Origin of the sequence: Arthrobacter sp. zg-Y916, from assembly GCF_020907385.1 — a bacterium.
In the GTDB taxonomy this organism is placed as follows: Bacteria; Actinomycetota; Actinomycetes; order Actinomycetales; family Micrococcaceae; genus Arthrobacter_B; species Arthrobacter_B caoxuetaonis.
Genome location: NZ_JAJJOD010000001.1, coordinates 261,345 through 285,806, shown reverse-complemented (window position 1 = coordinate 285,806; position 24,462 = coordinate 261,345). Strand labels below are relative to the sequence as shown.

The 24,462-nt window shown below is 64.9% G+C and carries 25 protein-coding genes; 14 read left to right on the top strand and 11 right to left on the bottom strand.

Going from position 1 to position 24,462, the window contains the following annotated elements:
- Positions 1-186: 186 nt before the first annotated feature.
- Positions 187-2,166: an acyl-CoA dehydrogenase family protein gene (locus tag LOC59_RS01350; protein WP_229970306.1), complete on the top strand. Its 1,980-nt coding sequence runs from the start codon at positions 187-189 to the stop codon at positions 2,164-2,166.
- A 62-nt stretch (positions 2,167-2,228) separates the two neighbouring features.
- On the opposite strand, the gene LOC59_RS01345 is transcribed toward LOC59_RS01350, so the two are convergent.
- On the bottom strand, positions 2,229-2,924 hold the full coding sequence (locus LOC59_RS01345; RefSeq protein ID WP_229970304.1) for an ArsR/SmtB family transcription factor: 696 nt from the start codon (positions 2,922-2,924) through the stop codon (positions 2,229-2,231).
- A gap of 64 nt (positions 2,925-2,988) precedes the next feature.
- Between LOC59_RS01345 and LOC59_RS16830 the strand changes: the two genes are divergently transcribed.
- Together LOC59_RS16830 and LOC59_RS01340 are read left to right on the top strand one after the other, a co-directional pair.
- Entirely contained in the window at positions 2,989-3,447 is a 459-nt protein-coding gene (locus tag LOC59_RS16830; protein WP_227893974.1) for an OsmC family protein, read from the top strand.
- A complete protein-coding gene (locus tag LOC59_RS01340; protein ID WP_229970302.1) occupies positions 3,444-3,905 on the top strand; it encodes a hypothetical protein in 462 nt (153 codons plus the stop codon). The genes LOC59_RS16830 and LOC59_RS01340 overlap by 4 nt, the downstream gene beginning before the upstream one ends.
- Before the next feature lie 4 nt (positions 3,906-3,909).
- Here the strand turns inward: LOC59_RS01340 and fmdA are convergent, their stop codons facing one another.
- Together fmdA and LOC59_RS01330 are read right to left on the bottom strand one after the other, a co-directional pair.
- Positions 3,910-5,166, bottom strand: coding sequence for a formamidase (gene fmdA / locus LOC59_RS01335; protein WP_229970300.1), 1,257 nt, complete (start codon positions 5,164-5,166; stop codon positions 3,910-3,912).
- A gap of 64 nt (positions 5,167-5,230) precedes the next feature.
- On the bottom strand, positions 5,231-5,518 hold the full coding sequence (locus LOC59_RS01330; RefSeq protein ID WP_227893971.1) for an FmdB family zinc ribbon protein: 288 nt from the start codon (positions 5,516-5,518) through the stop codon (positions 5,231-5,233).
- Positions 5,519-5,726: 208 nt separating this feature from the next.
- On the opposite strand from LOC59_RS01330, the gene LOC59_RS16725 reads away from it, so the two are divergent.
- Both LOC59_RS16725 and LOC59_RS01325 read left to right on the top strand, forming a co-directional pair.
- Positions 5,727-5,927, top strand: a complete 201-nt coding sequence (locus tag LOC59_RS16725) for an SDR family NAD(P)-dependent oxidoreductase (protein ID WP_331460384.1) — start codon at positions 5,727-5,729, stop codon at positions 5,925-5,927.
- Positions 5,888-6,520 (top strand): SDR family oxidoreductase, encoded by a 633-nt coding sequence (locus tag LOC59_RS01325; protein ID WP_331460400.1) that lies wholly within the window; start codon positions 5,888-5,890, stop codon positions 6,518-6,520. The genes LOC59_RS16725 and LOC59_RS01325 overlap by 40 nt, the downstream gene beginning before the upstream one ends.
- 15 nt (positions 6,521-6,535) lie before the next feature.
- Here the strand turns inward: LOC59_RS01325 and LOC59_RS01320 are convergent, their stop codons facing one another.
- The 3 genes from LOC59_RS01320 to LOC59_RS01315 all read right to left on the bottom strand — a co-directional run bounded on the left by LOC59_RS01320 (position 6,536) and on the right by LOC59_RS01315 (position 9,236).
- A complete protein-coding gene (locus LOC59_RS01320) occupies positions 6,536-7,573 on the bottom strand; it encodes an NAD(P)-dependent alcohol dehydrogenase (RefSeq protein WP_227893969.1) in 1,038 nt (345 codons plus the stop codon).
- A 131-nt stretch (positions 7,574-7,704) separates the two neighbouring features.
- Complete coding sequence (locus LOC59_RS16825) at positions 7,705-7,806, bottom strand: MFS transporter small subunit (protein WP_423720916.1); 102 nt, start codon at positions 7,804-7,806, stop codon at positions 7,705-7,707.
- A complete protein-coding gene (locus tag LOC59_RS01315) occupies positions 7,803-9,236 on the bottom strand; it encodes an OFA family MFS transporter (protein ID WP_229970298.1) in 1,434 nt (477 codons plus the stop codon). Before LOC59_RS01315 ends, LOC59_RS16825 begins: the two co-directional genes overlap by 4 nt.
- 374 nt (positions 9,237-9,610) lie before the next feature.
- Between LOC59_RS01315 and LOC59_RS01310 the strand changes: the two genes are divergently transcribed.
- Both LOC59_RS01310 and LOC59_RS01305 read left to right on the top strand, forming a co-directional pair.
- Entirely contained in the window at positions 9,611-11,500 is a 1,890-nt protein-coding gene (locus tag LOC59_RS01310; protein ID WP_229970296.1) for a hypothetical protein, read from the top strand.
- Positions 11,501-11,636: 136 nt separating this feature from the next.
- Positions 11,637-12,299, top strand: coding sequence for a class I SAM-dependent methyltransferase (locus tag LOC59_RS01305; protein ID WP_227915669.1), 663 nt, complete (start codon positions 11,637-11,639; stop codon positions 12,297-12,299).
- A 9-nt stretch (positions 12,300-12,308) separates the two neighbouring features.
- Here the strand turns inward: LOC59_RS01305 and LOC59_RS01300 are convergent, their stop codons facing one another.
- Together LOC59_RS01300 and LOC59_RS01295 are read right to left on the bottom strand one after the other, a co-directional pair.
- Entirely contained in the window at positions 12,309-12,920 is a 612-nt protein-coding gene (locus tag LOC59_RS01300) for a dihydrofolate reductase family protein (RefSeq protein WP_229970294.1), read from the bottom strand.
- Positions 12,921-13,000: 80 nt separating this feature from the next.
- Positions 13,001-13,555 (bottom strand): thioesterase family protein, encoded by a 555-nt coding sequence (locus LOC59_RS01295; RefSeq protein WP_229970292.1) that lies wholly within the window; start codon positions 13,553-13,555, stop codon positions 13,001-13,003.
- A 124-nt stretch (positions 13,556-13,679) separates the two neighbouring features.
- On the opposite strand from LOC59_RS01295, the gene LOC59_RS01290 reads away from it, so the two are divergent.
- Positions 13,680-13,892, top strand: coding sequence for a DUF2945 domain-containing protein (locus LOC59_RS01290; protein ID WP_227893963.1), 213 nt, complete (start codon positions 13,680-13,682; stop codon positions 13,890-13,892).
- A 72-nt stretch (positions 13,893-13,964) separates the two neighbouring features.
- Here LOC59_RS01290 and LOC59_RS01285 read toward each other — a convergent pair whose 3' ends face one another.
- A complete protein-coding gene (locus LOC59_RS01285) occupies positions 13,965-15,410 on the bottom strand; it encodes an APC family permease (protein WP_331460383.1) in 1,446 nt (481 codons plus the stop codon).
- Positions 15,411-15,602: 192 nt separating this feature from the next.
- Complete coding sequence (locus LOC59_RS01280; protein ID WP_227893961.1) at positions 15,603-16,070, bottom strand: DUF3237 domain-containing protein; 468 nt, start codon at positions 16,068-16,070, stop codon at positions 15,603-15,605.
- A gap of 159 nt (positions 16,071-16,229) precedes the next feature.
- On the opposite strand from LOC59_RS01280, the gene LOC59_RS01275 reads away from it, so the two are divergent.
- Together LOC59_RS01275 and LOC59_RS01270 are read left to right on the top strand one after the other, a co-directional pair.
- A complete protein-coding gene (locus tag LOC59_RS01275) occupies positions 16,230-17,537 on the top strand; it encodes an MFS transporter (RefSeq protein WP_229970290.1) in 1,308 nt (435 codons plus the stop codon).
- Between the two features lie 48 nt (positions 17,538-17,585).
- Entirely contained in the window at positions 17,586-18,512 is a 927-nt protein-coding gene (locus LOC59_RS01270; protein ID WP_227893959.1) for a LysR substrate-binding domain-containing protein, read from the top strand.
- A gap of 76 nt (positions 18,513-18,588) precedes the next feature.
- Here the strand turns inward: LOC59_RS01270 and LOC59_RS01265 are convergent, their stop codons facing one another.
- A complete protein-coding gene (locus LOC59_RS01265; protein WP_423720910.1) occupies positions 18,589-19,770 on the bottom strand; it encodes a M20 metallopeptidase family protein in 1,182 nt (393 codons plus the stop codon).
- Positions 19,771-19,950: 180 nt separating this feature from the next.
- Here LOC59_RS01265 and LOC59_RS01260 point away from each other — a divergent pair, with 180 nt between their 5' ends.
- The 4 genes from LOC59_RS01260 to LOC59_RS01245 all read left to right on the top strand — a co-directional run bounded on the left by LOC59_RS01260 (position 19,951) and on the right by LOC59_RS01245 (position 24,410).
- Positions 19,951-21,408 (top strand): sensor histidine kinase, encoded by a 1,458-nt coding sequence (locus LOC59_RS01260; RefSeq protein ID WP_229970288.1) that lies wholly within the window; start codon positions 19,951-19,953, stop codon positions 21,406-21,408.
- Between the two features lie 95 nt (positions 21,409-21,503).
- Positions 21,504-22,238, top strand: coding sequence for a response regulator (locus LOC59_RS01255; protein WP_229970286.1), 735 nt, complete (start codon positions 21,504-21,506; stop codon positions 22,236-22,238).
- A 103-nt stretch (positions 22,239-22,341) separates the two neighbouring features.
- A complete protein-coding gene (locus LOC59_RS01250; protein ID WP_227893955.1) occupies positions 22,342-23,226 on the top strand; it encodes an ABC transporter ATP-binding protein in 885 nt (294 codons plus the stop codon).
- Positions 23,223-24,410 carry an ABC transporter permease gene (locus tag LOC59_RS01245; RefSeq protein ID WP_229970284.1) on the top strand — a complete coding sequence of 396 codons (1,188 nt, stop codon included), beginning with the start codon at positions 23,223-23,225 and terminating at the stop codon, positions 24,408-24,410. Before LOC59_RS01250 ends, LOC59_RS01245 begins: the two co-directional genes overlap by 4 nt.
- The last annotated feature ends 52 nt before the right edge of the window (positions 24,411-24,462 follow it).

The window sequence follows — 24,462 nt, the reverse complement described above, 5'->3', positions numbered from 1 at the left end:
TGAGTCTGCACTGCGTTCCGCTGCGCTGCGTTCCGCGGACGGCGCCGCTCCGGCGCCGGAAAGGTGTTTCATCCCGGCGTACTCCGGTTCTTCCGCTTCCCCTTTACCGGCCAGTAGGAACGCGTAGCATGGTCGGCACAGCCAGCCGAGGCTGCAGGGGGAGCGGCCCTGACCTAGGGGAAACACATGAGTTCCACGAACTTGCAGGATGCCCAAAACACCGGAGAAGACGATTCAGTCCGCAGGCTGCGTGAACGCAGCGTGAGTGAAAAGGACGCGCGCGACGTCGCCGAAGCGTCCCGGATTACCGATGAGGCACGGCCGAGTTTCGCCAAGGGAATCTACATGGGCGATTTCGACCTCTCCCTGATCCGCCCGCATCCGCCCCTCCCTCCCGCCGAGGTGGAGCGGGCTGAAAAGTTCCTGGCGGACCTGACCGCCTACTGCACCACCATGGACGGCCAGCTCATTGAACAAACCGGCGTCATTCCGGATGACTACCTCGCGGGACTCGCCGAGCTGGGCGTCTTCGGGATCAAGATCCCGCAAAAGTACGGCGGGCTGGGCCTTTCACTGCTCTACTACGGGCGCGCCCTGATGATCCTGGGCAGCGTCCATCCCAGTCTCGGCGCTCTCGTTTCTGCGGATCTTTCCATCGGTGTTCCGGAACCGGTGAAGGTTTTCGGCACTGAGGAACAGCGCCGGGAGTACCTGCCGCGCTGCGCCGCCGGCGCCATCACCGCCTTCCTGCTCACTGAGCCCGACGTCGGTTCGGACCCGGCGAGGATGCGCACCACGGCGGTGCCCTCGGAAGACGGCAGCGAATATGTGCTGGACGGTGTGAAGCTCTGGACCACCAACGGCGTGATCGCTGAACTGGTGGTAGTCATGGCGGCGGTCCCGCCGCACGACGGCCAGAAGGGCGGCATCAGCGCCTTCATCGTGGAAATGGATGCTCCGGGAATCACCGTAGAGAACCGCAACAACTTCATGGGCCTGCGCGGCATTGAAAACGGTGTCACCCGGCTGCGCGGCGTGCGGGTCCCGGCCGCGAACCGGGTGGGCAGGGAGGGCCAGGGACTGAAGATCGCCCTGACGACGCTGAACACCGGGCGGCTTTCCATCCCGGCCATGTGTACTGCAGGAGCCAAATGGTCACTGAAGATCGCCCGCGGCTGGTCCGGCGCCCGCGAGCAGTGGGGCCGGCCCATTGGCAGGCATGAGGCCGTGGGCAAGAAACTGGCCTTCATCGCCGCCACCACGTTCGCCCTGGAGGCGGTGTTCGAGCTCTCGGCGGAAATGGCCGACGCCGGAACCAAGGACATCCGCATTGAAGCAGCGCTGGCGAAGCTGTGGGCCAGCGAAATGGCCTACAACATTGCCGATGAGCTGGTCCAGGTCCGCGGCGGACGCGGGTTCGAGACAGCGGCCTCCCTCGCTGCCCGCGGCGAACGTGCCGTAGCGGCCGAGCAGCAGCTGCGCGACCAGCGCATCAACCGCGTCTTCGAAGGTTCCACGGAGATCATGCACCTGCTGATTGCCCGGGAAGCAGTGGACGCCCACCTGAAAGCCGCCGGCGACCTGGCCGTCGCGGACGCATCCCTGACCAGCAAGGTGAAGGCAGGCGCCAAAGCCAGCGGCTTCTATGGCAAGTGGCTGCCCACCCTGGCCGTCGGCCACGGCAACGTGCCGACGTCGTACGCCGACTTCGGGCCGTTGGCCAAGCACCTGCGCTTTGCCGAGCGCGCCTCCCGGAGGCTCGCCCGCTCCACCTTCTACGGCATGGCACGCTGGCAGGCCGGGCTGGAACACCACCAGGCGTTCCTCGGACGGATCGTGGACATCGGTGCGGAACTGTTCGCCATGTCCGCGTCCTGCATGAGGGCCGAGACCATCCGGCAGAATGATCCGGCTGAAGGCGCCTCAGCCTACGAGCTGGCAGACACCTTCTGCACCCAGTCCCGGGTGCGGGTGGACGCCCTGTTCACCGAACTCTGGAACAACTCGGATCCCGAGGACCACCGGCTGTCCAAGAAGGTCCTCGACGGAAACTACACGTGGCTGGAAGAAGGCGTGCTGGACCAATCCGAGGGCACCGGCCCCTGGATCTCGACCACGGCCACGGACGGCACTCCGAAGGAGAACCTGCACCGGAACTACCGGTAGCCTCCTGCGGTCCTCCCCTGCCCCGAATCGCCGGGTCCGGGGAGGAAGGCGCAGTGGAATTCTCAGACCTGACCGCCCTGCAGGTCTACACCCCAGTGGAGTTTGAACGCCGCTGCACCGTGAGGGGTAATCGTGAGGCCCCGGCTCCTGGCGGCGGGCCTGACCCACTCGCGGGTGAGGGCGTGGCCGGCCAGCAGCGCACCCAGGCGCCCGGCAACGTGGGGGCGTCTTTCCGTCCAGTCGGGACAGGAACGGCACAGCGGACGCCTGCTCGGCTGGTCGCTGAGCAGCACGATTCCCAAGGAAGCCAGCCCATCCATGCCGGTTTCCGTAACCCAGAGGCTTCCCTCCTCAGCGGACAACCAGAGCATTGCCGTCATCGAGTCCGTGAGGGCGACTCCCAGGCGCCCGGCGAGGTGGTCATAGCAGAGGCGGGCCTGGGCGAGCCGACGCGCATCAGTGCTCTGCCGGTAGGAGACAACGGGTGTCTCGGCGCATAAAGTGCCCAGATGCTCCAAGGCCTGGGCAACTGCAGGGTCCTTCACCCGGTAGAACCGCTGGCGGCCCCTCGAAGCGGCAGAGACCAATCCTGCGTCGACCAGTATTCTGAGATGCTCGCTGGCGGTTGAGGGGCTGACGCGGGCGGCCGCAGCAAGCTCAGAGGCAGGACGACTGCTCCCGTCCATCAGCAGATTCAGTATCGTTGACCGCGCCGCCGCGGAAAGCGCGTGTCCCAGCGCCGTGAAATCCCTGCCCACGGCATCACTGTACGTCCGGCATTCTTCGGCGTATACCGAACAGTTGCGGCAGTACGGTCCATCCATGACACAGCACACATACAGTGCCCACATTGCATGGAACGGAACGACAGCCGGAGGCTATCGTTCCTACTCCCGAGACCACTCTGCCGCTGCTCCGCCTGCTGCACAGGAACTTCGCCTCAGCGCCGACCCTGTTTTCCGGGGAGATCAGGAATTGCTCAATCCTGAACAGCTTCTGACCGCAGCAGCGAGTTCCTGTCTGCTTCTGTCCTTCCTGGCGCTGGCCAGTCGGACCGGGCTCGATATCCGCTCCTACGAGGACAGGGCGGCTTCCGTCCTGGACACCGGCACCGAACCAGTTCGGATGACGGAAGTTGTCCTGAGCCCTACCATCCGGGTCCCGGCAGGAACGGACCACAAGAGTGTGCGGACCGCCCTCGAACAGGCACACCGCGGGTGCTACATCGGGAACACCCTAAATTGCCGGGTTCGGTTGCAGCCCACGGTGGCCGAAGCATGAATAGCCCGCGGGACATCGGTCTCACCCTGCCGAACCGACCGGGAGCACTGGGAGAGTTCGGCGAGGTGCTCGGCCGCGCTGGAGTGAGCCTTGAGGGCGGCGGTGTGTTCACCCACCATGGGTCTGGCGTCGCCCATTTCCTGGTCAATGATGCGGCTACGGCCCAGGCAGCACTGGAATCCGCCGGGATGGGGCAGGTGACCGTCAGCCCCGTCGTTACGGTGAAGCTGGATCAGGGCACGCCCGGACAGCTTGGAGCACTGGCCAAACAGCTCGGAGACTGCGGGGTCAACATTCTGGTCCAATACAGTGACCATGCAAACAGGCTCGTCCTTGTGCCGGAACCTGGCCACTACGGCACCGCATGCCGGCTTGCCCAGGAATGGGCGGCAGAAAGGGCCCAGGCACCAGGCTGCCTGCCCCGGACGGGCTCCGGGGCAGGCAGTTCGTCGGGTTGACTGCTCAGCGGTTCGAGGCGTGCGGTGCTCCGATGCCGGGATCAATCTGGGACGGCCCGGAGGCCGACGGGCGCACATCGAAGTCAAAGATCGACGTCGGGATGTACACCGTGGAACATGAGTTCGGGATGTCCACGACGCCGGAAAGCCGGCCCTCGATCGGTGCGGCTCCGAGCAGCAGGTACGCCTGCTCCGGGCTGTAGCCGAACTTGGTCAGGTAGTCGATCGCATGCAGGCAGGCCCGCTGGTAGGACAGGTGCGAATCGAGGTACCGCTGCTCGCCGTCGAGCGTCACCGAGGTGCCGGAAAACGCTATCCACTCGCTGAACTGCGGGTCCACGTTGCCCGGCATGAAGATCGCATTCTCGTGGACGCCGTACGTGTCCATCCCGCCCTTGATGATGTCCACGCGCAGGTCGATGAACCCGCCCATCTCGATGGCACCGCAGAAGGTGATCTCGCCGTCGCCCTGGGAGAAGTGCAGGTCCCCCACGGACAGGTTGGCGCCGTCCACGAAGACCGGATAAAAGATCCGGGATCCCTTGGAGAGGTTCTTGATGTCCTGGTTGCCGCCGTTCTCCCGCGGAGGTGCGGTGCGCGCAGCTTCGCCGCCCACCCGGGCCCAGTCATCCCGTGGCACACCGCCCAGTACGGCATGTTCAGCTTCAGGCGGCAGCGCGAGCGGCGGGACCCGCTGGGGATCGGTGGCGATCAGGTCTCCCTCGCGCTTGTTCCACTTCGCGAGCAGGGCGGCCGACGGCGCGGTGCCCATCAGGCCCGGGTGGATCAGGCCGGTAAAGGAGACGCCGGGAACGTGGCGGGAGGTTGCGGTCTGGCCGTTGAAGTCCCAGATCGCCTTGTAGGCGTCCGGGAACTGATCAGTGAGGAACCCGCCGCCGTTCTCTTTTGCGAAGATCCCGGTGTAGCCCCAGCCCTGCCCTGCCAGCGGACCGGAGTCCTCCTGCGGAATCGGCCCGACATCCAGGATGTCCACCACCAGCAGGTCTCCGGGTTTGGCTCCTTCCACACCGAAGGGTCCGCTGAGTTTGTGTACGGTAAGCAGCGGTGCGTTCAGGATGTCCTCGGCGGAATCGTCGTTGACGATCGCACCGTCGAACCATTCCCGGCAGTCAACGCGGAAGGACTCCCCGGGCTTTACCACCGCCACCGGCGGGATTTCCGGGTGCCACCGGTTATGGCCCGGTTTTTCCTGGTCCTCGAACTTTTTCGAAGAATCCAGCGGGAAGACGACTTTCGGCATAATTTCTCCTTCGAGGGGATACTGCGTCCTTAGTCAGACATATGGAGCCGAACAGGTCCGGGAGCTAGTCAGGCCTGGGGAGCTTTTGGTGCAGCGGATTGGAGGTTGTCCCGCTGCTTCGGCGGGGCCATGCCCCGGGCGAAGTCACCACTGCTGGTTCAGCGGCAGTGCGTGCGGTGCCTTCGATCAGCTTGTAGGCACTCGACGAGGCCCTGGAAAGGTACGGTGCGGTGATGAGCCGCTTCGACGCCCCGCCGCAGTCCGGGCAGGGGACTTCATCGCGAACCTGCTGCATGGGTGAGTGGAGCTCGAAATCGCTGCAGTGGGAACAGCGGTAGGCGTAGAGCGGCATGGTGGGCCTCCCCTGGCTGGGTCCAGTGGCGCCATCGCCGCTGAGGTTGTGCTCGACCCTAATGACACGCTGTCTTGGGCGTCAATGGAACGTGGGTGCTTTGACCCGTCCGGATCCGGTGCTTCCGGCCACCGTATGCCTTGACACGCCAGCGGGCCCTGGACCAGACTCACCCCAGCCAGACGGCTGCCAGTTGGGAGGGACCTTCGTGAACAGCTCCGCCGGACATCAGTCCGGCCGCCTCCGCCGGCTGGAAGGCCGCACCGCCGTCGTAACCGGAGCAAGCCGCGGTATTGGCCTTGCCATTGCCCGGCGCTTCGTGGACGAAGGTGCCCGCGTGCTCCTGACCGCCCGCGAGGAGCCTCCCTCCTGGACGCGGCTGCGGGTTTCCCGGAGGGGACGGTCCTGACTGCCGCGGGGAACTCAGCAGATCCGATCCATCAGCGCGAGGTCCTCGACCTGGTGGCCCGGGAGTTCGGCCGGCTGGATGTCCTCGTGAACAATGCGGGCACTAATCCGGTCTACGGTCCGCTGCTGGACCTGGACCTGGATGCGGCGCGGAAGATCATGGAAGTGAATGTCCTGGCTGCCCTGGGCTGGGTGCAGGCGGCCTGCCGGCATCCCCGGGCCGGTTTCCTGGACGGAGGCGGGTCGGTGATCAATATGTCCTCCGTGAGCGCCCAAACACCAGCCAAGGGCATCGCCTGGTACTGGATCAGCAAGGCCGCGCTGGAGCAGCTCACCCGTTCCCTCGCCGTCGAACTCGCACCGGCGGTGCGCGTGAACGCGCTGGCACCCGCCGTCGTCAGGACCCGCTTCTCCCGGGCCCTTTATGAGGGCCGAGAGGAGAAGGTTGCCCGGTCCTATCCCCTGGGCCGGCTGGGCAGCCCGGAAGATGTCGCGGCCGGAGCAGCCTTCCTCGCGTCCGACGACGCCGCCTGGGTCACCGGGCAGATCCTTACGTTCGACGGCGGGCTCCTGGTCGCCGGCGGCTCGGCCTGAGCCTGCCGGCGATGCCTACGGAACTACAACCGCTCGGCCCACAAGCTGGTTGCTCTTCAGCTTCTCGTAGGCCGCCGGAGCATCCTCGAGGGAGAAGACTTCGGTGTGCACGTTGAGGCCTTCGTCGCGGGCCAGGTCCAGCACTTCGAACAGCTCAGTCCGCGAGCCCCAGTAGGGAGCACGGATGGAGGTCTCCCACGAGGCTGTCGCGGTGAGGCCCACCTTCAGCGTGCCGGAGCCGACTCCCACCAGTACCTGGTCACCCTGCGACCGGACCATCGCCTGGCCCATGTCCAGCGTTGCCTGGTTCGTCACGAAGTCGAAGACGGCGTCCACCCCCAGCCCCCGGGTGAGGTCCTTGATGATGTCCACCGTCCCGTGTTCGGACGGGAAGGCGTACTGGGCGCCCACAGAGGTCGCCAGGTCCAGCTTCGCCGGGTCGATGTCCAGGGCGACGACGGTCGCCGCGGTGAGCGAGCGGAGGATCTGGATCGCCACGTGCCCCAGGCCGCCCACTCCGATGACGACTGCGGTGGAACCCGAGGGCAGCTTTTCCAGGGATCCCTTGATCGCGTGGTAGGGAGTCAGGCCTGCGTCCGTCAGGGAGACGTTCTGAACCGGGTCCAGGTCGCCGAGCGGAACCAGGTGCCGGGCGCTGTCCACAATGATGTACTCGGCCATGGCTCCGGGGGCACCGAGCCCGGGAGGGGCAATGCCGTATTTGGCTGCATTCCGGCAGTAGTTTTCCCGGCCCGAGGAGCATTCGTAGCAGAGACCGCAGCCCCAGGGCCCGTAGATGGCCATCGACTGTCCTTCTTCGATGTGCTTCACGCCCTCGCCGATCATGTCCACCGTTCCGGCGCCTTCATGGCCCAGCGTCAGGGGCAGCCCGTAGATGTACTGGTCCTCAGGCAGGGACATGATGTATTCGTCCGAATGACACACCCCGGCCGCGGTCACCTTCAAGCGGATCTGCCCGGGTCCGGGCTCCGGAGTGTCGATCTCCACGATTTCCGGGGCGGAGCCGATGCTGCGGTACTGAAGAGCCTTCATGGCGTACTCCTATCTCCGCGCAGGCAGACCCCGCCCGCACGGGTGAATGGATTTGCCCTTCAAGCGTTGCACCGATCCCCGGATTACACAGCCCGCGGCGCCTGCTGGAGCGCCGCGGGCTGTGCATTCCTTCAGCCGAAGAGTGCTGCGGCCTTGGTAAGCGTCTGGAAAACACCGTAGGCCAGCGGGATGCCTACCAGCAGCCAGCTGATGGTCAGTTGAACCTTGCTCATCGGTTTCCTTCCTGTGGGGCAGCCTCGGGCTGCTGCTCGTCTGCGGGCGCATCCGATTCTGCGGCCCGTGCCTTGCCCGTGGACTCGTGGTATTTGTCGGCCACTGGTTTGACCAGCAGGTTGGCGATGAAGCCGATGATGAGCAGTCCCACCATGGTTAGCAGTGCAGGCTGATAGGCCTCGGCTGTCAGTTCACCTGGTGTTCCCTGCGCATCGAGGAATGAATTCACGATCAGCGGTCCGGCTATTCCGGCCGCGGACCACGCGGTAAGGAGCCGGCCGTGGATGGCCCCCACCTGGAACGTCCCGAAAAGGTCCCGCAGGTAGGCCGGAACGGTAGCGAATCCTCCTCCGTAGAAGGAGAGGATCACGAAGGCCAGCAGCACGTACAGGATGGTGGACGTGGATCCGAAGAGCGCCAGCAGCACGTAGCAGACAGCGCCCACCCCGAGGTAGACCATGTAGATCCGTTTGCGGCCGATGACGTCGGAGGTGGAGGACCACACGAACCGGCCGCCCATGTTGCCGATGGAGAGCAGTCCAACGAAGCCGCCGGCCACCGCAGCGGTGACCAGGGAGGCGCCGTCGGGCTGGCGGAAGAAATCCTGGATCATCGGCGCCGCTTGTTCCAGAATGCCGATGCCCGCCGTGACATTGCAGAACAGCACGATCCAGACCAGCCAGAACTGCTTCGTCTTGATGGCGTTCGACGCCGACACGTTGGCCGTGGTGACCAGCGGCTTCTTTGCCACTGTGGCCGGGTCGAAACCCTTCGGCTTCCAGTCGTCCGCGGGGACCCTGATAGTCCATGCCCCGTAGAGCATATAGACCAGGTAGACAACGCCGAGCGTGAGAAAAAGCTTGCCGACGGCGTCGCCGCTGGCCACCCATCCGGGGGATCCGGAGTCCGGATCGTAGAAGGCCAGCAGAGCCGATGAGACGGGGCTGGCGATCAGTGCACCGCCGCCGAAGCCCATGATTGCCATGCCTGTGGCGAGGCCCGGCCGGTCAGGAAACCACTTGATCAGTGTGGAGACCGGCGAGATATAACCGATGCCCAGCCCGATGCCGCCGAGGAATCCGTAGCCCACGTAGACGAGCCAGAGCTGCTGGGTAAAGATACCCAGTGCCCCGACCATAAAGCCGCCGGACCAGAAGACTGCCGAGACGAACATGGCTTTGCGGGGACCGTTCCGGTCGACCCAGGTACCCATGATGGCTGCCGAGAGGCCCAGCATCACGATTGCGACGGAGAAGATCACGCCGATCTGCGTGAGGCTGGCATCGAAGTACTCCACCAATGCGGTCTTGTACACGCTGGTGGCGTAAGCCTGGCCGATGCAGAGATGAACGGCCAGCGCTGCCGGAGGGATCAACCATCGGTTGAACCCCGGCGGGGCGATGATGCGGTCACGGTCCAGCCAGCTCATATTGCACTCCCAGTTTCACCCAGCACGTCAATTGGCTGGCCGGTGCCGCCAGGGCGGCACCGGCCTGTGCGCCCCAGCATGGTGCATTCCGTTCCGCCGGGAGTATCCGACACGCCGCCTGACGTCAGATCACACTCGTGCGGGAACTGCAACCTACCGGCCGGTAACTATTTTTCCGAAACCCTTGCGTTGTTACCGAAGAGTAAGTTAGATGTAACCGACATCACATTCCTACCCGTCGGTAACCCCTGCAGAAGACACCACATGACGCAGGGCAGACCTGGACGGCGCACCAAGAAGGCGGGGGCCAGCACGGCACTGCCCGCAGTCCGAGCGGTCTCAAGACCGAAGTTGAACCAGAAAAGGGATATTCAATGACGAGTTCCACGTCCGGCCGGTCCACTAACCGGCCGCACACCATTCTGACCGGCCTCTTGGCCCTGTTCCTGGTCTTGTTGCTGACCTTCTTTGTGCTCTTTACGAACCAGGTCTCCAACGGTGCTGCCCAGCTGTCCGAAGGAGCGGAGCGCGCCTCTGCCGGTGCCGGCGACCTGAAGGACGGCGCTGCTGCTGCGAAGGAGGGTGCCGACAAGGTTGCTGCCGGCAGCGCGAAGCTTGACGACGGCGCTGACACCCTGGCCAAGGGCATCGGCACCGCCAAGACCGGCGCCACGTCACTGAACGAGGGCGCGGCCACCCTGAACGACGGCGCCGCTGCCGCTTCTGAGGGTGCCAACAAGCTCGCCACCGGTGCTACGAATGCCTACACCGGCGCATCGACGCTCACCAACGGTGCGTTCTCCGCTTCGGAGGGTGCGAACAAGCTGGCTGAGGGTGCCGAGCGCCTGTCCCAGGGCATGACCCAGCTCAACGATCCGGCGACCGGCGTTCCCTACCTCGCCGGCGGCGCCCAGACTCTCGCTGCCGGCACCGACCGTGCAGTAAAGGGAACCCAGGACCTTGAGGCTGGAGCACTCCGCCTGAAGAACGGCGCTCTGGAACTTCAGGCAGGCGTGGACCAGCTCGCAGACAAGGATCTGGGCGCTCCCGCTTTGGCTAAGGGAGCCGCGGACGTGAGCGACGGCGTCAAAGCGGTCCGCGCTGCTTCTGGGCCCCTCACTGTTGGTGCAACGGAACTCAAGGCTGGTGCCGACGGCCTGACCGCCGGTGCGGCGGAACTGACGCCTGGTTTGACCAGTTTCGCCACAGGTGCCGCTGGTGTTGGCAAAGCACTCGATCTGACCGCTGGTGCGTCCAAGCGAGCCGTTGACGAACTCACCGCAATTAGCGGGCAAGCCGGGACCCTCTCCGATGCGGATGTGAACGCCGCAATTGATCGTGCCTTGGCAAACGTTCGTGCGGTGCAGGCCGCATCACTGGCAGTCTCGCCCACTGCCGCGGCACTCGCGGAGGGCAACACTAAGCTCCAGCCGGGGATTACGGGCTTCGTAGCAGGAGCGAGCGGCTTTGCCACAGGAGCACGCGGATTCTCTGACGGTGCGAGTACCCTGGCGGGGTCGCTTCCAGTACTTGAAGCAGGTGCCGAAAAGGTTGCCGCTGGCGCAGCCGAGGTCAACGGCGGTATCCAGCAGGTCAAGATCGGCATCGACAAGGGTGAGGGTACGCCGCTCAAGCCAGGGCTCGTGCCGGGTGCGACCAAACTGCACGCCGGAACACAGGAGCTCGCGGCAGGGTCGAAGGAACTCCAGGGCGGCGCTTACCAGGTCGCCGGAGGTACCAACAAGGTGAAGGCTGGCGTAAGCGAACTTGCCGCCGGTATCGAAACTCTCCGCAACGGCGCCTACAGCCTCTCCGAAGGCAACGCGAAGCTCGCCAACGGTGCAGGAACCCTCACCACCGGCCTCGGCACGCTGGAAGCCGGCGCCTACTCGCTCTCCGAGGGCAACGCCAAGCTGGCCGACGGCTCCGGCCGCCTGCTCTCCGGTTCGGATTCGCTGAATGAAGGCATGCTCAAGCTGGACGACGGTGCCAAGACGCTCAAGGACGGCACCACCACGCTGAAGACCGGCGCGGCGGACCTGGCTGAAGGCAACGGCAAGCTGGCCGACGGCACCGTCACGCTCGCCGACGGCAACGGTGAAATCTCCGCCGGCGCCGGAACCATGCTGGAACGCACCTCCGCCATGACACCGGGAGAAATCCTCACCTCCCCGGCCATCCTGGCGGTCCTGATCCCGGTGGTCCTGCTGCTGATCCCGCTGGCCCTGTTGATCTCGGCCCGCAGCCGCCGCTCGCAGCACTAAGAGCGGCGCGGACAGAGCGCCCCACCGACGATGAAAGGCCGGCACCGCAGCCCCAGGGGGCGGTGCCGGCCTTTCTATTTGTCCACGGGACCTGGGGGGTCTGCACCCGGGGACAAACCAGACTAAAATTCACGTCATGCATCACCACGACGACGCACCCCCGCCGCAGGACCCGGACGCATTCTGGGACGGCTTCTACCGCGAGAAGGACCAGGTTTGGAGCGGTAACCCCAATGCCCTGTTTGTCCGGGAAATCGAGAACCTGAATCCGGGCACGGCCTTGGAGCTCGGCTGCGGCGAAGGAGCCGATGCCGTCTGGCTGGCGAGACAGGGCTGGCAGGTTACCGGTATGGACATCTCCTCCGTGGCACTGGAACGCGCTGCTTCCCACGCCCGGGACGCCGGCGTCGGCGATTTGGTCACCTGGATCCAGGCCGACCTCGCGGACTGGGCCCTAAATACTCCGGAATCCGGCCCCGGCTACGATCTGGTCTGCGCCCAGTACCTGCACTCCCCCGCCGAACTGCCCCGGGACGCCATCCTGCAGCGCGCCGTGGCCGCAGTGGCACCCCGCGGACGCCTGCTCGTCGTCGGGCACCAGGACTTTCCGCCGTGGGGCCGCCATCCGGCCCCCGATCCGGCGCTGCCGACGGCAATCGAACTCGCCGCGGCCCTGGGACTTGACGCTCTGGGCTGGGAGATTGAAACGGCCGAGGCCATCCCGCGCACTGTGGAGGGGCCGGAAGGACAGCAGGCAGTCGTGCACGACAACGTGCTGCTGGCCCGCCGCGGGGTCTGAAACCCCGGCCTACATCTCCGCGACGGTAAACGGCCGGGGCAGCAGGGACAGCGATACTGCGCCGGAATTGGTTATCTGCGATCCGGTAACCAGGAAGGATGACGGCAGGCACCCGTCTTCGAACAGGCGTTTACCTGAGCCAACCACCACCGGGAAGATCAGCAGCCGGTATTCGTCCACGAGCCCAGCGGCATAGAGGGCCTGGGCCAGCTTATGGCTGCCGTGCACCTGCAGTTCTCCATGCCCCTGGTCCTTGAGCTCGGCCACGGCCCGCACCACATCCCCGGAGATCACCGTGGTGTTGCGCCAGCTGGGCTCGGTGACCGTGCTGGATACCAGGTACTTGGGCAGGTGGTTCAGTGCCTCGGCAACAACATCGGTCGGGTCCTCGACCGGTTCCCAGTACGGCTGCATCATCTGATACGTCGAACGTCCGAGCAGCAGCGCATCGGCCTGCCGGAACCAGCCGGTAACGACTTCTTCCATACCTTCGTCCGCCATCGGAACCAGCCATCCGCCGCGGTCGAACCCGTTGGACCGGTCTTCATCCGCCCCGCCGGGCCCCTGCATAACGCCGTCCATGCTCAGGAAGGAATTGACGGTCAGCCTCACGACGGACACCTCCGCACCTGAAAACGCCGGTCACCGCTGGTTGCGGTCTGTCTAGGCTCGGTCAGCTGCAGCGGGCAGTCAAGGGTTAGTCAGGCAGCCCAGGCGTGAGGTGCCGGCCGGCGTGCCCCGGGAAGGGCGACGTTGGCCCGCCATTCGGCAATCCACTCCGGCAGCACCAGGTCTTCCGGCGGCCGCCGGCCGGCGGCAGCGAAGATTTCCTCATTCGTGACCGGCCCCTTCTTTGAGACCATGCGGGTGGCGATGACGGCGCTGGCGTAGATCTCGCCGTCGGCAACCATGCGCTGCTCGAAGTAGATCGCCCGCTCGTCGAAACCGACGATCTTCGTTTCGATGCTGTACCGCTGCCACGGCCCCAGCGACTTGCGGAAGCTGATGGTCTCGTTGCTGACCACGGGCCCCCAGCCCTGGCGCCGCATCTCCGCCCAGAAGCCGCTGCGGATCATCAGGTCGAACCGGCCCAGGTCCATGAGGGAGAGGTACATGCCATTGTTGACGTGGTTGGCGAAGTCCAGATCGGTAGGCAGGACCCGCATGGGCAGCGACGAAGTATCGAAAATGTCCAGCCGCGGCCTGCGGCGGCGTGCGGTCAACAGGAGCAGCAGGGTGCGAAAGATCAGGTGCATGCCGTTATATTACCCGTCAGTAACATAGCTGCCTAGGGTGCACTCGCCGTGAAGTTCGCCGCTGGGTCCACTTGAGGGCCAGCTACCCGTTACATGGAGCCGTTGCGGTGCTATGAATCTGGGCATGAGTGAGCAATTCAAAGTTGGCGACCGGGTGCGGTGGAACTCGCGCACGGGTTCCGTCACGGGGGAAATCACTGAGGTTCACACCGCTGATTTCGAGTTCATGGGACGCCGGCGGCTGTGTTCGGAGGATGAGCCGCAGTACAAGGTGCGCAGTGACGCCACCGATCTGCACGCTGTTCACCGTGCAGATGCGTTGAAACGGCTCGGCTGAACCGAAAACGCGACGGCGGCCGCCCGGGTGGGCGACCGCCGTCGTACGTTTGCTGCCTGGGCTATTAAGGCGTTAGCGGCGGGAGGCGTCCCGCTCGCGGAGCTTTGCCAGGACGTGCTCTTCTGCGTCAGGGCCGGGCTTGATGCCGCCGGGGATCCGGAAGAACATCGCCAGGCCGATGACCCACCAGAGACCGAACAGCAGCCATGGCTGGATGCCCAGGGCCGCAGGCATGCCGGGCATGTAGAGGCTGAACAGCGCGGTGCCCAGAATGGCAGCCGCGATGCCGATGGCGATTCCGCCCTTGCCCTTGCCTCCGACGCGCAGCGGCCGGTCCATTTCGGGTTCGCGCTTGCGCAGAATCAGGAAGGACACAGCAACCAGAGTGTAGGCGAGGACGATGCTCGGGGCACCGGAGTCCACCAGCCAGCCGAGCATCTGCGCACCGCCGAAGGGAGCCAGGACACTGAGTCCGCCGATGAACAGCAGGGCGTTGTGCGGCGTGTGGTACTTCGGATGCAGGCGGCCGAACCAGGCCGGAAGCATGCCCGAGCGTGCCAGCGAATACATCAATCGCGAGGCACCCATGAGCAGGGAGTTCCAAGACGTCAGGATGCCTGCGATGCCGCCGGCGATCAGGACCTTGGCCATCAAATCGGAGTTGAACATGGCGCCGACGGCGTCGGCTGTGGCGATGTCTGTGCCGGCCAGGTCACCCGCGGACATGGCGGAGGACGTCGTGAGGATGACCATCACGTACCAAATGGTCGCGAGGATGACGGCAATGACCACGAGGCGGCCGATCTGCCGTGCGGGGATGTTTACTTCCTCGGCGGACTGCGGAATGACGTCGAAGCCGATGAACAGGAACGGCACCACGACCAGCACGGCAAAGAAACCGTTCATGCCCCCGGTGAACCAGGGATCCATGTTCGCGGCGCTGCCGCCGGTGAAGGATCCGGCGATCATGACCAGCCCGATGGCCAGCAGGAACAGCACGACGAACGTCTGCACGATGCCGGCTTCCTTTACGCCCCGGATATTGATCCAGGTAATGGCGACGGCGGCCACTGCACCGACCAGCGCCCAGGTCAGGTGCACCTCGAAGCCGGCAACTGTCCAGAGGGGAATCTGGCTGAGGTTGGGGAAGATGTACTGCACCGTGCGCGGCAGCGCCACCGCTTCGAAGGCCACGATCGTGACGTAACCGCCGATGATGGCCCACGAGCCGATGAAGGACGTGCGTGGACCCATGGCCCGCAGGATGTAATTGTGCTCCCCGCCTGCCTTGGGCATGGCTGCGCACAGTTCGGCGTAGGTCAGGCCCACGATCGCCATGATGGCACCGCCGGTGAGCATGGCCAGGATCGCTCCGCCGGTCCCTGCATTGGAGAGCCAGTCTCCCGTGAGGACAACCCAGCCGAAGCCGATCATGGCGCCGAACCCCAGCGCCAGCACGTCGATGCGGCCCAGGACCTTCTTGAGTGAGGGTTCGGTTCCGGTTTCTGCTGCGGACACGCCGACACCCCCTTTCTGTAGAGCTGTGCCACTAAGGGCACCGAAACGAAATTGCCCACTTACGTTACTGGTGTGGTCCGGCCACACCTAATGTTTCACTCCGTTAGGGGGTGGGGGCGTAACGCGCTATACGTCTTCGGGTTCCATTGCCGTGCCGCCGTGCCGCCCGCGGTCCACTGCAGAAGAACCGGATCAGTCCACCGTATAGATTTCCAGCCGCACCTCATTCGGGAGGCGGATACCAGTGCCGATCAGTATCCGGCTGGAGAGCCATGCCCAGGCACCGGAGTCGGGCGCTTCAATCTTCGGGGTACAGCGGAAATAGATTCTCTCCGGGGCTACAGCCTCACCGCGCAGCAGGGCGGCAATATCCTCCTCGCTGCCCGAGCGCAGTCCGAAGTTGTTCACGTAGAGACGTTCGCCGTCGTCCGTTTCTATGGCGTATTTGGCTTCCAGCTCGGTGAGCGTGGAGGTGCGCAGGAGCTGGAAATCAGCGCCGACGGGGAGAACAGTGCCTCGCAGTGCTGGGCCTTCCACCTTTCCTCCGAGGATGGGGATGATGCGCCGCAGTCCGGCTGCAGTTTGGCCAACCTCGACGGGTTCGCCCACTTCAACGGAAACAGTGGCCAGATACGAAAGAGCAGGAGCGGCGGGAGACATGTCCATGAGGCTATCGCGTGCAGCCGCAGCTGCGCGATGACTCTTTTCCCAACATCAGAGGCCGGTTTTATACCGTTGACCTTCTCAACTATTGCTCTGATAGTTAGTCCATGGATGCCTGCCGGCTGCAGGCTCAGGCCACGCTGCAATGGAGGAGCAATGAGTCCCACGGTTACGCATACCGGAACATCCGGAGTCAGCACCGGCAAGCGGCGGCGCGATCTCGTTGCCGTCAATATCGGCAACACCCTTGAATGGTTCGACTGGAACATCTATGCGATCTTCGCGCCGTTCTTTGCCGCGCAGTTCTTCAAAACGGATAATCCAGTTTCAGCTCTCCTCTCCACACTTGCCATTTTTGCCGTCGGCTTCCTCATGCGGCCCATTGGCGGCTGGCTCTTTGGACGAATCGCTGATGAAAGAGGCCGGCGCTTTAGCCTGACGCTCGCCATTGCCCTGGCTGCCCTCGGCAGCCTCGTGATTGCCGTAGCACCGAATTTCGATGCCATTGGGGTCTTTGCTTCCATTCTTCTTTTGCTTGCCCGGCTGGTTCAGGGCCTTTCCCACGGCGGTGAAACCGGCTCAGCATTCACCTACCTCGCTGAAGTCGCACCGGAAGGGCGGCGCGGTCTCTGGGCTTCCAGCCCGTGGATCGGCGTTGGGATCGGTTCCATGCTGGCCACCGGCCTGGGTGCCGTCCTCACCGCCGTGCTTTCGGAAGAGGACATGGCCAGCTACGGATGGCGCATACCCTTCGCAATCGGTGCGCTGCTGGGCCTCTACGCCATCTACATCCGCCGCACCATGAGCGAGTCCTCCGTCTATGAAGCCAACTCCGCATCCAAGACCGATCATGAGACCGGCATCCGCTGGACCCTCAGGCAGCTCGCAGCCAACCGCCGCGGCACCCTGCAGATTGTGGGACTGACCATCAGCGGCGTAGTGGCCTTCTACACCTGGTTCATTTTTGCCCCCGGTTATGCGGTGTCCGTGCACGGCATGGATCCGACGTCGGCACTGGTTGCAGGACTCTGCGGGCAGGCGGTGTTCCTGCTGGCTATTCCGCTTATGGGCGCAGCGTCGGACCGCTGGGGACGTCGTCCGGTCCTGCTGGTCTTCAGCATCGGCTTTATCGTCGCCGCCATTCCGTTGGAGTTTGGCCTGGGCTCCAGCCCGTTCTCACTGTTCGGAACCGTCGCTATGGCTTCCATCCTCCTGGCCGCGAACTGCGCCCCGCTGGGTGCGGTGTTCGCCGAACTGGTTCCTACCCGGCTGCGGGCAACCCTGATCGGCATTGCCTACGCGACCTCCGCCGCGATCTTCGGAGGCACGGCCCCCTACCTGAATACGTGGCTCTCGAGCATCGGCCTGCATGTGATATTTGTTGTCTACATCATGGTCCTTTGCGCCGTCAGCACGGTGGTGATCCTGACTATGCCCGAGACCCGGAACCGCCGCCTGGACTAGCTAATGGTCCCGGCCGGGCCACCGGGCCCCAGTTTCCAGGCGGTACCGATGAGCCAGTTCACCCTTCGCCAGCTGCGCTACTTCTGTGCCATCGCTTCCACCGGAAGCATCAGTGCTGCTGCCGCCAGGGAACATGTGTCCCGGTCGGCCATGGCAGCTGCCCTGGACGAGCTGGAGCGGATCCTGAAATCGCAGCTGTGCACCCGGCACAAATCCCACGGAGTGGTGCTGACTGCCAGCGGACAGTACGTGTTTGAACAGGCGCTTTCACTTCTCCGGTCGGCGGACAACCTCGAGGCGACGGCCGGTGCGCGTGAACTGGCGGGTCCACTCGCCGTCGGCTGCTATCCGTCCTTGGCCCCCACGATCCTGCCGCAGCTGGTGAAGCTGTTCGAACGGCTGCACCCGGAGGTGGAACTGAGCATTCATCCCACCGACCAGGAGACCCTGCTGCAGCAGCTCAAAGCCGGAGACCTGGAACTGGCGATCATGTACAACATGCATCTGGACCGCAGGGTGGAAACCGCATGGCTGTATGACACCGCAATGCATGTGATCCTTGCTGCCGGGCATCCGCTCGCTGACTGCGACGTCGTAAGGGCCAAGGATCTGGAAAACGAACCCCTGATCCTGCTCGACGCGCCGCCCAGTGCTGACGACATCCTGTCCTACTTCACGGCCCAGGGCCTCTCCCCCACCATCCGGCACCGGACCCGCCACTTCGAACTGGCCCGCTCGCTGGTGGCACAGGGACTGGGTTACTCACTGTTCATCCAGCGCCCGCGGAACCCTTCAAGCTACGAAGGCCTGCCGGTCCTGGCCCGCGCACTGGACCCGCAGCCCCACCTGGAAAGGGTATCCGTTGTCTGGCCGGCAGGACGGACGTTGTCTGCCAAAGCCCTGCGGTTCATCGAGCTGGCGCAGCAGAACGTTGCCTCCTACGCTCCCGAAGCCCTGTATCCCAGCCCTCGTTAGCACTGTTGCTGGTGTGACCACAGAGGGCCACACCAGCAACGAGGGTTGGGAAGGCGTGCGGGCCAAGCCCCGAAAACTACGTCAGCCGGTTGAATGCCAGCTGTGCCAGGGCCGCGGCCTGGTCAGCCAGGACCGAATCGTCGAAGAGCACCCGCGGCGAGTGGTTCCAGGCAGCGGTGGCGGGATCAACGTCCGGCGGAGTCGCCCCCAGGAACAGGAACGTGCCGGGGATCTTCTGCAGCACCAGGGAAAAGTCCTCCGAGCCCATCAGCGGATCACGGGACTGGATCACGCGTTCTTCGCCGAAGAGCTCGCGCAGCTCCCGCATGGCTTCAAACGTTCGGGAGGGATCGTTCTCGGTCATCGGATAGAGGATCTCGAAGCTGACCTCCGCGGTGCAGCCATGGGCGGCCGCGATGCCGTCGGCTAGCGCCTTGGTCTCGATAATCAGCCGATCCACCGATTCCGCCGAGAGCGTGCGCACACTGGCGCCCAGGCTCGCGCTGTCGGGGATGACGTTGATGGCGCGGCCGGCCTCCAGCTGGGTCACAGTCAGGACGATCGGATCGAAGACAGAGAACTTCCGGGTGGCCATGACCTGCAGGGCAGCTGCAATCTCGACCAGGGCCGGAACGGGATCAAGCGCGTTGTGCGGCTGGGAGCCGTGCCCGCCGGAGCCGTGGACGGTAATCCGCAGCTCGTTGGCTCCTGCCATCAGGGTGTTGGGCTTGGTGCGGAAAACACCGAGCGGACCGGGACGGACATGGATGCCGTAGGCCGCCACGGGGCGCTCCCCTGCGGCCTCGAGGACGCCCTCGTCTATCATCAGGCCGGCACCGCCGTCGCCCTCTTCTCCCGGCTGGAACATAAAGACGACGCTCCCGGAGATGTCCCGCTGCTGCGCGGCAAGCAGCCTCGCTGCTCCGACCAGGCCGGCCACGTGCAGGTCATGCCCGCAGGCGTGCATCGCGCCGTTTGTGGAGGCGTACTCGAGGTCGGTCAGTTCTTCGACCGGCAGGGCGTCCATGTCTCCGCGCAGCAGGACAGCGGGTCCGTCCTCGCCGCCGCGCAGCACTGCCGTTACTGAGCTCAGCGACTTGCCGGTGGTGATCTCCAACCCCAGGCCGTCCAGGGCGTCCAGGATCTTCGCCTGGGTCCGCGGCAGATGGAGGCCAACCTCGGGTTCCCGGTGGATGTCCCGCCGAAGGGACACCAGCCCCGGCAGCAGCGCCTGTCCTTCGGAAGCAAACATGTCCATCCTTACGGTTCGTCCGGCCGTGCGTTTCAGGGGATCTCCCCCTGAGGAAGTAAACCACCCCGTGAACACAAACACACTTGCCACAAGGCACGGAGCCTGCCATGGGCCGTCAATTCCCAACCCCCGGGTTCCCCCGTAAGGCGGATCCGCTGCGGCCGTCCCGAATTTAGACTGTTGGCCATGATCGAAACGCAGGCGTCTGGCACAGACACGGCCGGCCCGGCTTCGCAGGAGCAGGAAACGACGGTGCCCGGGCCAACCCTCAGGGGACCTGCCGGCAGACTGCGCAGTTTCCGGCTCAGTCTCCCCTGGAACTCGGAAGACGACTGGGAACGCCCCGCACCCGGCCCCGAGGGGTACCGCCGCGACGTGATCGGTGTGCTCATCGCACTGTTCCTCAGTGCGGTGATGCTCGAATTCATGCGGGGATTCGCTTTTGGCGAAGGTGATTCCGCGAGTCCCTGGGTCCAGCACCTGGTGCAGGCGTCTATTTTCGTGTTTTTGGTTTTTCGCCGCCGCTTCCCCGTTACGGTGATGCTGCTCAGTTCCGCCACATTCGTCATAGTCGGCATCACCATGCCGCCGATCAGCCAGACGCTGGGCTTCCAGGCGGCCTACTTCGCGTCCCTCTACAGTGCCGTGGCGTGGGCGCGGAACCGGCGGGCCCTCTGGCTCGCGGTCACCGTGGTGGTCGCCGCCATGTTCCTGTGGATCGTTCTGGGCTTCACCCTCTCCAGCAGCTACGACGAAATCCTGAAGACGTTCAACATTGAGTCCAATGACCCCGTGGGACTGTTCCCGCCGCTGACTTCCTACGTGCTCTACTCGTTTATGCTCAACGCGGCCTATTTCGGCGGAGCAATCATGTTCGGCTGGAACTCCTGGCGCAGCGCCCACCAGCGCGAACAGCTGGCCGAACAGGCCGTCCAGCTCGAAGCCCAGGCAGCGGATCTAGCCCGCAAAGCCGTCATCGAAGAACGTCTGCGCATCGCACGGGAACTGCACGACGTCGTCGCGCACCACATCTCCGTGATCGGCATCCAGGCCGGAGCAGCCCGCCGGGTATTGGAGAAGAAGCCCGACGCCGCCGCCGGTGCGCTGCAGACGATCGAGTCCTCCAGCCGCGATGCCGTGGCGGAGATGCGGTCCCTGCTCGGTGTCCTGCGCTCTTCCGACGCGGAGCCGGACGGCCCGGACGGAGCCGCCCACCGCCGGCCGGAGCCCGGATTGGACGAGCTTCCGGGCCTGATTGCGGACTACCGCAGCAACGGCCTGGACGTGAAGTTCCAACGGGCCGAGCACGAACCCGGTGCGCTGGGCAATCTCTCCGCCCCGCTTGCCCTCTCGATTTACCGCACCATCCAGGAGTCCCTGGCGAACGTGCGGCGCCATTCGACGGCCGGGGGCGCCGTCGTGGTCCTGCGCACCGGCGGCACACCGGCAGGCGCCGATCATGCCGCCCAGCGCTGGGTGGAAGTGGAAACGGTCGACGACGGCCGTCCACGCCACGGCACCAGCGGCACAGGCTACGGACTGCGCGGGATCCGCGAGCGCGCAGCGCTCCACGGCGGACTGACGGACATTGGTTCGCGCGACGGCGGCGGGTGGCGGGTACGCGTCCGTTTTCCGCTGCGCTGAGAGCGGCTGGTGCATGTGTGACACCCGTTCCGCTGATGCCGATAGTTTTAGAGGGGGGCGGCAACGGGCTGCCGAGAGAACTGTGAAGGATATCCATGGAACCGATCCGTTTGCTGCTCGCTGACGACCAGGCGCTGGTACGGGCAGGCTTCGCCATGATGCTCTCGGTCGAAGAGGAAATCGAGGTGGTCGGCGAAGTCGCCAACGGGCAGGAAGCAGTCGACTTCGCCGCAGCCCACCCCGTGGACATCATCCTCATGGACGTCCAGATGCCCGTACTCGACGGCATCCGGGCGACGGAACAAATCGTGGGCGCCGGCCGCGCCAAGGTCATCATCCTGACAACGTTCGAACGCGATGACTATCTCTTCGACGCCATCCGCGCCGGGGCGAGCGGCTTCCTGCTCAAGAATGCCGACCCTGACGACCTCGTGGATGCCGTGCACGCTGTGGCCGGGGGCCACGCGCTGCTGGCGCCGGAAGTGACCGTGCGGGTCATCGAACGGTTCGCCCGCCACCTTGATGCGGAACAGCAACCCTCCAGCATTCCGGTGCCGCAGGCCGCCGCTGTCCAGCACCCTGATCCGGAACAGCAGAAACTGCTGGCATCCCTGACTGCCCGCGAGCGCGAGGTCCTGGAACTCGTGGCCACCGGGCTGAGCAACGCCGAAATCGCGTCCCGCATGTTCGTCGCAGAGGCGACCGTCAAGACCCACGTATCGAACCTCTTGGGCAAGATCCAGGTCAGGGACAGGGTCCAGGCCGTGGTCTTCGCGTACGAGTCCGGGCTCATTCTTGCGGGTGACACCGGCCGCGGAGCCTCGGACTGATCTTCACCCGCACGGCCGATCCGGCGAACCGGGGACTTTCCTAGGATTATGGGAAGCAGTCATCCCAACTCTTCCGGTCCGCCGGGCAAAGGAGCAGTCCCCCATGCTGCAGGTCCGCAGTCTCACCCGCCGGTTCGGTGAGAAAACCGCCGTCGACGCGGTGACGTTCGATATCCCCTCCGGCCAGATGACGGGGTTCGTCGGTGCCAACGGTGCCGGCAAGACGACCACGATGCGCATGATCATGGGCGTCCTCAAGGCGACGTCCGGCGACGTCCTGCTCGACGGCGAGCCGCTGACCGCTCAGGCCCGCTCCACCTTCGGCTACATGCCGGAGGAGCGCGGCCTCTACCCCAAGCAGCCGATCCTGGACCAGCTGGTCTATCTTGGCCAGCTGCACCGGATGAGCCAGGCGGACGCCAAAAAGGGTGCCATTGACCTGCTGGACCGCTTCGGGCTGGCCGGAAGGACCAAGGACAAGCTGGAATCGCTGTCCCTGGGCAACCAGCAGCGTGTGCAGATTGCTGCTTCCCTGCTGCACAAGCCCAGCGTCCTGATCCTGGATGAGCCCTTCTCCGGCCTGGACCCTGTCGCCGTCGATTCCATGGTGGAACTGCTGCGGGAGCGCACCTCCGCCGGCGTGCCCGTGCTCTTCTCCAGCCATCAGCTGGACCTCGTGGACCGGCTCTGCGACAACATGGTGGTGCTGCAGCAGGGCAAGGTCATCGCTTCCGGCACCGGAGACGACCTGCGGGCCAAAGCGGTCAACCGGCACCGCCTCACCGTTTTCCCGGATGCAGGCTGGGTCCGGGACGAACCCGGCGTGCGGGTCCTCGACGTCGCCGGCCCCACCGCCGTCCTGGAGTTCGACGACGTCGACGCGCGGCAGCGCGTGCTGGCCGCTGCCCTTACCCGCGGCTCCGTGGAGGAGTTCGCCCCCATCCGACCGTCCCTGAGCGAAATCTACCGTGAGGTCACCGCAGCATGAGCACCGTTTCCCGGCCTACCCCGGCGTGGGCCATCGTCACCCTCCGTGAGGTCACCGTCAAGGCCAAGGACCGCAGCTACCTGATCTCCACCCTGGTCACGCTGGTGCTGATTGTCGGCGTCGTGGTCTTCAACGCTTACATGAGCACCAAGGCGGACGATTACACGGTTGCCGTCAATGATTCCGCCGGCACTGCCGTCGTGGACCTGGCCCACGAAGCGGGGCAGGCCGACGGCGGGAATACCAGCTATGAGGCACGCTCCGCTGATTCGGCGGAGCAGGCCGAAGAGCTGGTCCGTTCGGGGGAGGCTGACGCGGCGCTCATCCTCAGTGATGACGGCACCTGGACCCTGACCGGCAACGAGGAGCTTTCCGGCGGACTCCAGCAGGGAGTAGCCGAGGCCCTGCGTGCCTACACCCTGGGCAACAATGCCGGCCAGGCCGGGACCACGCCGGAAGCCCTGCTGGAAGGCAGCGAGTTCGAGACGGCGCTGCTCAACGGCAATGCCGAGAATCAGTTCCTGGCCCAGTTCACCGGCTATGTTTTCGGGTTCCTCTTTTATATGGCCGCGATTGTGTTCGGCATGGCGATCGCCACCTCCGTGCTGGAAGAAAAGCAGAACCGGGTGGTGGAGATCCTTGCGACGGCGATTCCGATCCGGCAGCTGCTCTACGGCAAGGTTGCCGGCAACACTGTCCTGGCCATGATCCAGCTGGCGCTGTACGCCGGCGCGGCCCTGCTTGCCCTGACCTTTACCGGGACGGCAGATTCGGTGAGCACGATCATTCCGGCGTCGGGCTGGTTCCTGGTCTTCTTCCTGGTCGGCTTCCTGATCCTGGCTTCCCTGTGGGCCATGATCGGCTCCATGGCCTCACGCTCCGAGGACCTCAACAACAGCTCCGGTCCGGTGCTTACCGTGATCATCGTCGCCTTGTTCGCGGGCCTGTTTGCCAAAGGCCAGCTGCTGGTTCTCGCATCCTTTGTTCCGGTGCTCTCCACCGTTGCGATGCCGGTGCGGATGCTCAGCGGCGAAGTTCCCCTGTGGCAGACATTTGCATCGCTGGCCATCGCGCTGGCCGCTGCATATGCGCTTCTGCGGTTCGGCGAGAAGATCTACCGGCGGGCCGTCATGCAGGGCGGCGGGGCCCTGACCCTGCGCAAGGCCATGAAGCTGGAGCAGTAGCCGCTCGCAGACCACCGAGATTGCAGAAACTGCCCGTGAGAGCTCACGGGCA